General features: G+C 33.3%; 5 protein-coding genes. 1 reads left to right on the top strand and 4 read right to left on the bottom strand.

What is annotated here, in order from left to right; all coding sequences use genetic code 11:
• Positions 1 to 220: 220 nt before the first annotated feature.
• The 3 genes from F6K54_RS36625 to F6K54_RS36615 all read right to left on the bottom strand — a co-directional run bounded on the left by F6K54_RS36625 (position 221) and on the right by F6K54_RS36615 (position 4,990).
• The gene (locus F6K54_RS36625) at positions 221 to 691 is read right to left on the bottom strand and encodes a phosphate-starvation-inducible PsiE family protein (protein WP_293088815.1); all 471 of its coding nucleotides are present in this window, start codon (positions 689 to 691) and stop codon (positions 221 to 223) included.
• Positions 692 to 1,054: 363 nt separating this feature from the next.
• On the bottom strand, positions 1,055 to 1,249 hold the full coding sequence (locus tag F6K54_RS36620; protein WP_293088814.1) for a hypothetical protein: 195 nt from the start codon (positions 1,247 to 1,249) through the stop codon (positions 1,055 to 1,057).
• A gap of 1,776 nt (positions 1,250 to 3,025) precedes the next feature.
• A complete protein-coding gene (locus tag F6K54_RS36615) occupies positions 3,026 to 4,990 on the bottom strand; it encodes an ATP-binding protein (RefSeq protein WP_293088812.1) in 1,965 nt (654 codons plus the stop codon).
• Between the two features lie 10 nt (positions 4,991 to 5,000).
• Between F6K54_RS36615 and F6K54_RS36610 the strand changes: the two genes are divergently transcribed.
• Positions 5,001 to 5,126 carry a hypothetical protein gene (locus F6K54_RS36610; protein WP_293088811.1) on the top strand — a complete coding sequence of 42 codons (126 nt, stop codon included), beginning with the start codon at positions 5,001 to 5,003 and terminating at the stop codon, positions 5,124 to 5,126.
• Positions 5,127 to 5,537: 411 nt separating this feature from the next.
• Here F6K54_RS36610 and F6K54_RS36605 read toward each other — a convergent pair.
• Positions 5,538 to 7,324: ATP-binding protein (locus F6K54_RS36605; protein ID WP_293088809.1), on the bottom strand; the 1,787-nt coding region annotated here is incomplete at its 5' end.

Raw genomic sequence — 7,324 nt, 5'->3', positions numbered from 1 at the left:
AATTGAAGTAGGTTGTAGGTTGTAGGTTTTAGGTTCAATCTTAAATTTTGCTTGCTCTCAAGTCTGGTAGCATTAGCATTATTATAGTGGTTTTCAAATAGATAGGCTATAGCGGTCAAAGCATTCTCCTACTGCCTACTCCCTAAAATGTTTATTGTGGGTATTCAAAGAGACATGATATGAAATCCAAAACGCTAGGGCAGGGTAGTGATGATAATATTTAATGATTAGATGGTCTATTTTTTTGCGATCGAATAATCCAGAAACTAATGGATAGAGCAATAATAGCGAATCCTAATCCGATTAAATCTTCTCCTGGTTTTTTATCAATATCAAAAATAATAATTTTCCTAGCTACAGCAATTAAAGAAGTAGCAATTACTAACTCTACTTGAAATGTATGCTTGCGAAGATAAGCAGTAACATTTTCTAAAATTTCTAGGGCAATTAAAATATTTAAAAATAGTCCAAATATTTCAAATAATGTATCTTTAAATAAAGGATTAGATGTAAAAACAAGTCGTTGATAGATAAAAACTACTACGTCAAAGACAGCAAAAATAATGACACCTATCAATGCTAAAGATAGAATTTTAGATACTGTGACTTCTATACTTTCAACTAACTTAAGAAAAAGATCATCTTTTTCCGGAAAAAAAATTTTCTTGAGGATTTTAAAAAATTGCTTCATTTTTATATTTAGTTATACTATTTGAATTAATATTCTATTCCCTCTTCCCTATTTCTGAACGTTACAGTTTTGTAACATTCTGCTATCTAATTGTTATTAAAAACTTGAGTTAGGAATTGGAAACTGAGAGAATATAATTTTTTGTTTTTAACTTTTGAGTATACGACAGTCTATTTTCCTTCTGTTATTTCAATATCATTAATACCAATTTCATAAAATATTGCTACAGTTAGGATACAGGGAACAGGGAACAGGGAAAAGAGAAAGAAAAACATAATAAAAAAGAGGAAAAAAGAGGAAAAAAGATGTAAATATTAGAACTTATGGAATTTATATTTTTTTCTTTTAGGAATAAATCACAAATTAAGATGTAACTGCCTTTTTTGAATTTGGTATAATATTGTTTTGACTAGCAGCAATAATCAAAGAACTTACTCCAACAAAAGCTATTATTCCTACCAAGGCAGCAATTGATAAATTTTTGATTAAAGGAGATAATTCGGAAGCATTAGGTATTCCTGAATCTTTTTCTGGTAAACGATCGGAATTGGATGGCATATTTTCACCCTAGATTTTAGTTTTGTCTAATATTACATCAAGTTGGTAATTAGTTACATCATGTCTGGTTGAACAGTTATAAATAGGGTTTACTGAAAAAGTATGCATGGTAAAGGTAAGAGTCAGGATTCAGGAGTCAGGAGAAAGTGAGCATTCAACAGTCAGCTATCAGCTAGCCTCCTATGGTCGGAACTGCGTTATCAGCTTTATTAATTTTAGTGGACAATTTAAGCTTGCTGTTCTTGTGCTTCAATTCTTTGTTTAAAAATGTCGTAGAAGTTAAGCAAATGCTTGCTTCATTTATTAAAAAGCTGAGAGCTGACCGCTAATAGCTGAATGCTTACAGGAGAAATGGGAATTATAGAGGAGGTAGGAAGAAGAATTGTCCCTTGATTTTTCTGCCTTTGTCTGCCCTCAATACTAACTTTTTGAACTTTTTAGACCAAAAAGCTAGCACTTTTTTCGATCCAAAAAGACTAATATCAAATTCGGTTAAAAAGTTATAGAATGGTTAAGTCTTTAGAATTCAGCAATTCTGCAATTCAGAATTTCCGTTTGTCATGCTCCGCAAACAGAATTCAGGAGAAAAAAGAATTAGAAAGATGAGCGTAGTTATGGCAATTGGAGAATTTTTTTATGTCCAATTAAGCGGATTTGATATAATACCAAGCGTGATAAATGTTTGTTACAAATTGTAGGGACGTTGCATGCAACGTCCCTACGAAAGAAGGAAGAAGGGTTTATTAATTGATAATTGATAATGGATAATTGATAATTACCTCTGGTTAAAACCGTTACGAAATTGAATATAAGGAGATATTATTTCTTTTCTCTTGGTCGATTGGATATGGTCAGGAAACCCATCCATCCCTCGACCGCTTTTTTCCCTTAAAAGGGGAGGCTTTAAACCAGAATTATTTAATTATTAATTATTAATAATTAGGGCTTGCTGATTAAATATCAAAGCATTTAGAGATAAAGGTTTGAATAATTTTAAGTGCTGAAAAAGTAGCAGCTTTTCGGTTGATGGAGCGGAAAAAGTAAAGATTTTGGAGTCATTATGACAGAAACAGTAAGGGTGGATTATGAATGACCAGTTCTTCAGCTAACTCCCCGTTCATCCTAACTCTTCACTACTCCCTACTCCCTTTTTCCCCTCCAGGGAGGGGGAGGGGCGAGGGGTGGGTCCCTACCATAGCAAAAAGACTTTCCATACGCAAACCCTAATTAGGGCTTGCTGATTAAATCTAAAAGTATTTACAGATAAAGGTTTTAGCCTTTTTGGGGTTGAAAAAAGTGCCTGGGAATCAGCTCTTCACGCTCAAAAAGTTAGTATTTTAGGCGCATAGTTGAGCAGAACAATCTTGGGACAAAACTTAGCTCCTATCTCCTCTAAATTCCCTTTTCTCCTGTCTCCTGTCTCCTGTCTCCTGTCTCCTACCCTCACTCATAAGACTTTTTCAGCAAACCCTAATTAATAATTTGGTAAATATTGAAAAAAAAGGAAAAAAAGATAGAGATAACTATCTCAAATGAACTGGAGCCGCTATTTTTAAGCATATCCGAGCAATATCTACCTTTTTTGTAGCATTCTTTTTTCAGAATAGTTTAAATAAATATAAACTTTAGCGACTTTTGTAGTAATATCATGTCCGTTGGTATAGTCCCGTGTAAAAGTTGGGAAAATATCTACTGCCATATAAGTAAAATTTTTCCTTCTCTTAAAGCTTCTTCCTTCTTCCTTCTTCCTTCTTCCTTCTTCCTTCTTCCTTTCCCCTATTCTGTAGTTTTGAGAGTCATGGGTAAAGAGAGAGAAACTACAGTACCTTGATTTTTTCCTGCACTTTTTAAAGTAATATTACCTCCCATTAATTCCATCAGACTACGAGAAATTGATAACCCCAAACCACAACCACTATAGGCACGAGTAGTTGAACCATCTACCATTACAAAAGATTGAAATAGTTTATACTGTTCGCTTGGTTCTACCCCAATTCCTGTATCTTTTATAGTTACTACTACAATGGGTACTTGATCTATATCATAAGTATTAAGACTTGGTTTAATCTGAGCATCAATAGTAATACTACCAGTTTCAGTAAATTTAATTGCATTATCAAGAACGTTTAATAATACTTGCTTTAGCTTATTGGGGTCAGCTTCTACAAATATAGATTTAGAAATATCAGATTTATATAGTTGCAGATTTTTTTGTTGAATTATATGTTGCTGAGAATCAATTATTTCATTTAAACAATCATACAAATTTACTGACTTTTTGTTTACCGGAAGTTTGCCTTGTTTAATTTGCACTAAATCTAAAAGTTCATTAATTAGATTTAATAAATGAATAGCAGATTTATCAGCTTGATTTAATAATTCTAATTCTTCTTCTTGACTATCACAAAAGCCATCAAGAATTAATTTTATGGAACAAATAATGCTATTCAGTGGAGTCCTCAGTTCATGGGAAATATTTTTCATAAATTCATCCTTAAACTGATCTGCCTGTTGTAAAGCAGAGTTTTTGTTCTCCAATTCAACAAATGATTTTTGTAATTGTTCGGTCATTTGATTAAATGCCTGAGCTAATACTGCTAGTTCTTCAATGGGAACTTCTTTGACTGTTTGTTCCCACTTTCCAATAGAGACAGAAGTTGCTGCTTGCTTTAAATTTTTTACTGGTTTAATAATCAATTCACAACTGAATAAACCAAAAATAATTGCTATGATTAATGCAATTAAGCATAGAGCAATAGTAATTCGGGTATTGGTATGAATACGTTCTGTAAAATCTGCTTCAGGAATTACTACCAAAATCAACCAATCTAAACCATATTTATCGCTAAAAGGTACGACTTGTAAAAATTGTTGTTGACCATTAATATCAAAGTTAAGTAATAAATTGCTTTGGATTTGATTTAGGTCCTCAAACCTGTCTTTCAGATGTTGACTTGCAGAATTAACTAAAGGATCGTTACTGTTGGCAGCATCAATTAATTCTAGGTCCCCATTTTTTTGAATAAAAGATTCAGAAGTGGCGGAACTAGCTATTAATTTTCCATAACGATTTAAAATGAAAGCTTCCCCAGATTTACTAATTTTCAGCTGTTTGAGAAAGTCATGAAGTTGAGAAAAAGTTAGAGTAGCAGAGACTAAGGCGATGGCATTATCATCATTATCAATTACTGGTTGAGTTGCCATGATTTCTACTCTTTCATCAATGAGCGATCTAAACATCTTACCCCAACCTGCTTTACCTGCTGCTATACCATCTTGATACCATGGCCGTATACGGGGATTGTACTCCGGAACGATTTTTATGAGATTAGTCCGTACCCCTTGAGCGTTGGTAGCATATTCCCGCAGTTCTCCTTCTGTAGATTCGTCTGTAATGATGATATTAAATTTATTATTATTACGATCTTGGCGACTGACTGCGAGCATAGATCCTGATGTGGATGTAATACCAATGACACCAATGGAGTCAAAAGACTGAATTTGTTGCCATAAATGACGCTCTAAATCATTAATTTCTTGAATATTCAGTTGATTAAGACGAATAGCATTTACATTCAGTTGATTAACCAAATGAGGAGTATCTAAAAAAATATTCAGTTTCTGCTGAATACGAGCTGTAATTTCGCCTTGTAACTGATTAGCGAGGTCGTTGATAGCGCGCTTACCATTTGTAAATGAAAGATATCCCACTAATCCTACTGTTGCTATGATTTGCAGCACAAATGGGACAATGACTATGAATCGTAAGGGGAGTTTTGGTGATGGTTGGCAAAATAGAGGATTTAGTGGTAACTTTGGCATAATAGCGATCGCTAATTTTTTCAATTATACAGATACAATTTGCTCAAGTTTTTGATTAGAGTTGTTGCTGATTCTGGGTATGATTTGATAATTTTATATTTTTGATTTTGTATTTTGGATGGTTTGAACTACTTGTTAATATTAACTGTTCCCTGTTCCCAGTTAAGTGTTCCCTCCATACCTATAAACCTACTTTCATCCCTTAATTCAGCAATGCCTGATTATTTTGTAAGCATTTCCTGCGGAATGCTGCGCAAACAGCTAGCTCGTATTTCCGTTTGTCACCGCGAAGCAAACAGCAATCAGATGTATGAACATATTCAAGCAATAACTGAGGTTAGGTTATAGCCAATTTCATTAATGAATTTTAATTCTCCTTGGTGGATAATTCCTCTCTAGTATGATAATGAGTTAATAACAAATAGCTGATAGCTGATAGCTGATAGCTGACTGCTTAATGCTTACATTATTTTTGATTCCAGATTGTAACTCCTTGCCAGTTTGTAGGTATCCCCTCTGATAAAAAATTATTAACTCGTTCTAAATAAATTTTAGCCACTTTATCATTTGGATTTACTGTTAATACTGTCTGGAAATATTCCTTTGCCATGGTAAATTCTTGTTGTTGATAATGTAAAACTCCTTGAGAAAAATTGAGTTGAACTTGTTTTTTTAAGTTTAGCAAAGATTCGGTTTCTCCATCCATAACTTCATAAATTTTAATGGGATGATTCCGCCCTTTTACCTGGACTCGGTCTAAAAATCTAATTTGATATTGATTGGCATCTACTAAATTATCAAATACTGCTTCACTAATAATTATAGAAACACCATAAAATTTTGTTAATCCTTCTAAACGAGCGGCTAAGTTTACACTATCTGAAAAAGCATCACCTTGCATTCTTGCTTGTTCTCCTACTATACCTACCATCATTTGTCCAAAGTGAATGCCGATACCAATGGCAATGGGTCTATAACCTTGATTTTTCCTAATAATATTGTATTCTGCAACTTCTTTGATTTTAGCAATACTTGCCTTGACACCATCGTCTGCTCCATTGGGAAATACAGCCATTATTCCATCTCCTAAATATTTGACTATAAACCCAGAATTATCTCTAATTTGTGGGCTTACACGCCCTAAATATGAGTTAACAAAGTTAAAGTTTTCTTGGGGTGTCATTGTTTCTGAAAGAGCGGTAAAGGAGCGAATATCAGAAAACATTACTGCCATTTCTTTACTTACATGATTGCCTAATTCTACATCAATTATTGAGTCTTTTTTGAGGAATTTGAGAAATTCGTAAGGCACAAATCGACCATAAGCACTATTGATTTGAGATAGTCTCAAATGAGTTTTAAGTCTGGCATTTAGTTCATTTTTAGAAATTGGTTTAGTCAGATAATCATTAGCACCAACATTCAATCCTTCTACTAAATCGTAGACTTGATTTTTAGCAGTCAACATTAGAATTGGTAACTCACTAGGTAAGAAATTTTGTCGCAATTTTTGTGTAACTTCATAACCAGTCATTTTTGGCATCATTACGTCTAATAAAACTAGATCGGGCTGAAAACCTTCTTCAATTATTTTCAAAGCTTCTATACCATCCATTGCTTGAACTATGGAATAATTTTGGAGGGATAAAATATTGACGAGTACCTGTAAGTTTACTGGTTCATCATCGACAATCATAATTTTAAATTTTTTGTCGGTTTCTAGTGATTTGATGGCATCATCTTTTAACTCTTCTTGAGTTACAATTTCTTCTTCTTGTTCTTCAGTTATAACTAGATCATTAGCATCTTTAAATTTTGATATATAGGAATTATTACTAATAGCAATTTCTGTAGATATTGGCAGAGTAAAAGTAAATTGAGAACCTATATCAATTTGAGATTTCACCCAAATTTTTCCTCCGTGTAATTCCACCAGTTTTTTAGTAATTGTTAAGCCTAAACCAGTACCTCCATATTCACGAGCTGTAGAACCATCAGCTTGTTCAAAAGATTCAAATATTCTGTCTAGTTTATCTTCTGCAATACCAATACCAGTATCAGAAATAGTAATTGCTAATTGTTGGTTTTGGAGAATTGGATGCCGATCGTTGAACTGCGAATTTTGTTGTAGATCGATCGTCTTTACCGATATTTCTACTTTCCCAGTCTCTGTAAATTTAATCCCATTACCAATCAGATTATATAAAATTTGATCCAGGCGATTTTCATCAGCATAAACCGCAGGTAAATCTA

The sequence above is a fragment of the Okeania sp. SIO3B5 genome (genome assembly GCF_010692555.1).
Taxonomy (GTDB): Bacteria; Cyanobacteriota; Cyanobacteriia; order Cyanobacteriales; family Microcoleaceae; genus Okeania.
Note: the sequence above shows the minus strand (reverse complement) of the source record. Positions and strands in the feature narration are given on the sequence as shown.

Excerpts from the sequence above, each read along its gene's own strand:
- F6K54_RS36610 (WP_293088811.1), top strand. The coding sequence starts at position 5,001 with ATGACTATGAATCGTAAGGGGAGTTTTGGTGATGGTTGGCAAAATAGA.
- F6K54_RS36620 (WP_293088814.1), bottom strand. The coding sequence starts at position 1,249 with ATGCCATCCAATTCCGATCGTTTACCAGAAAAAGATTCAGGAATACCT.
- F6K54_RS36625 (WP_293088815.1), bottom strand. The coding sequence starts at position 691 with ATGAAGCAATTTTTTAAAATCCTCAAGAAAATTTTTTTTCCGGAAAAA.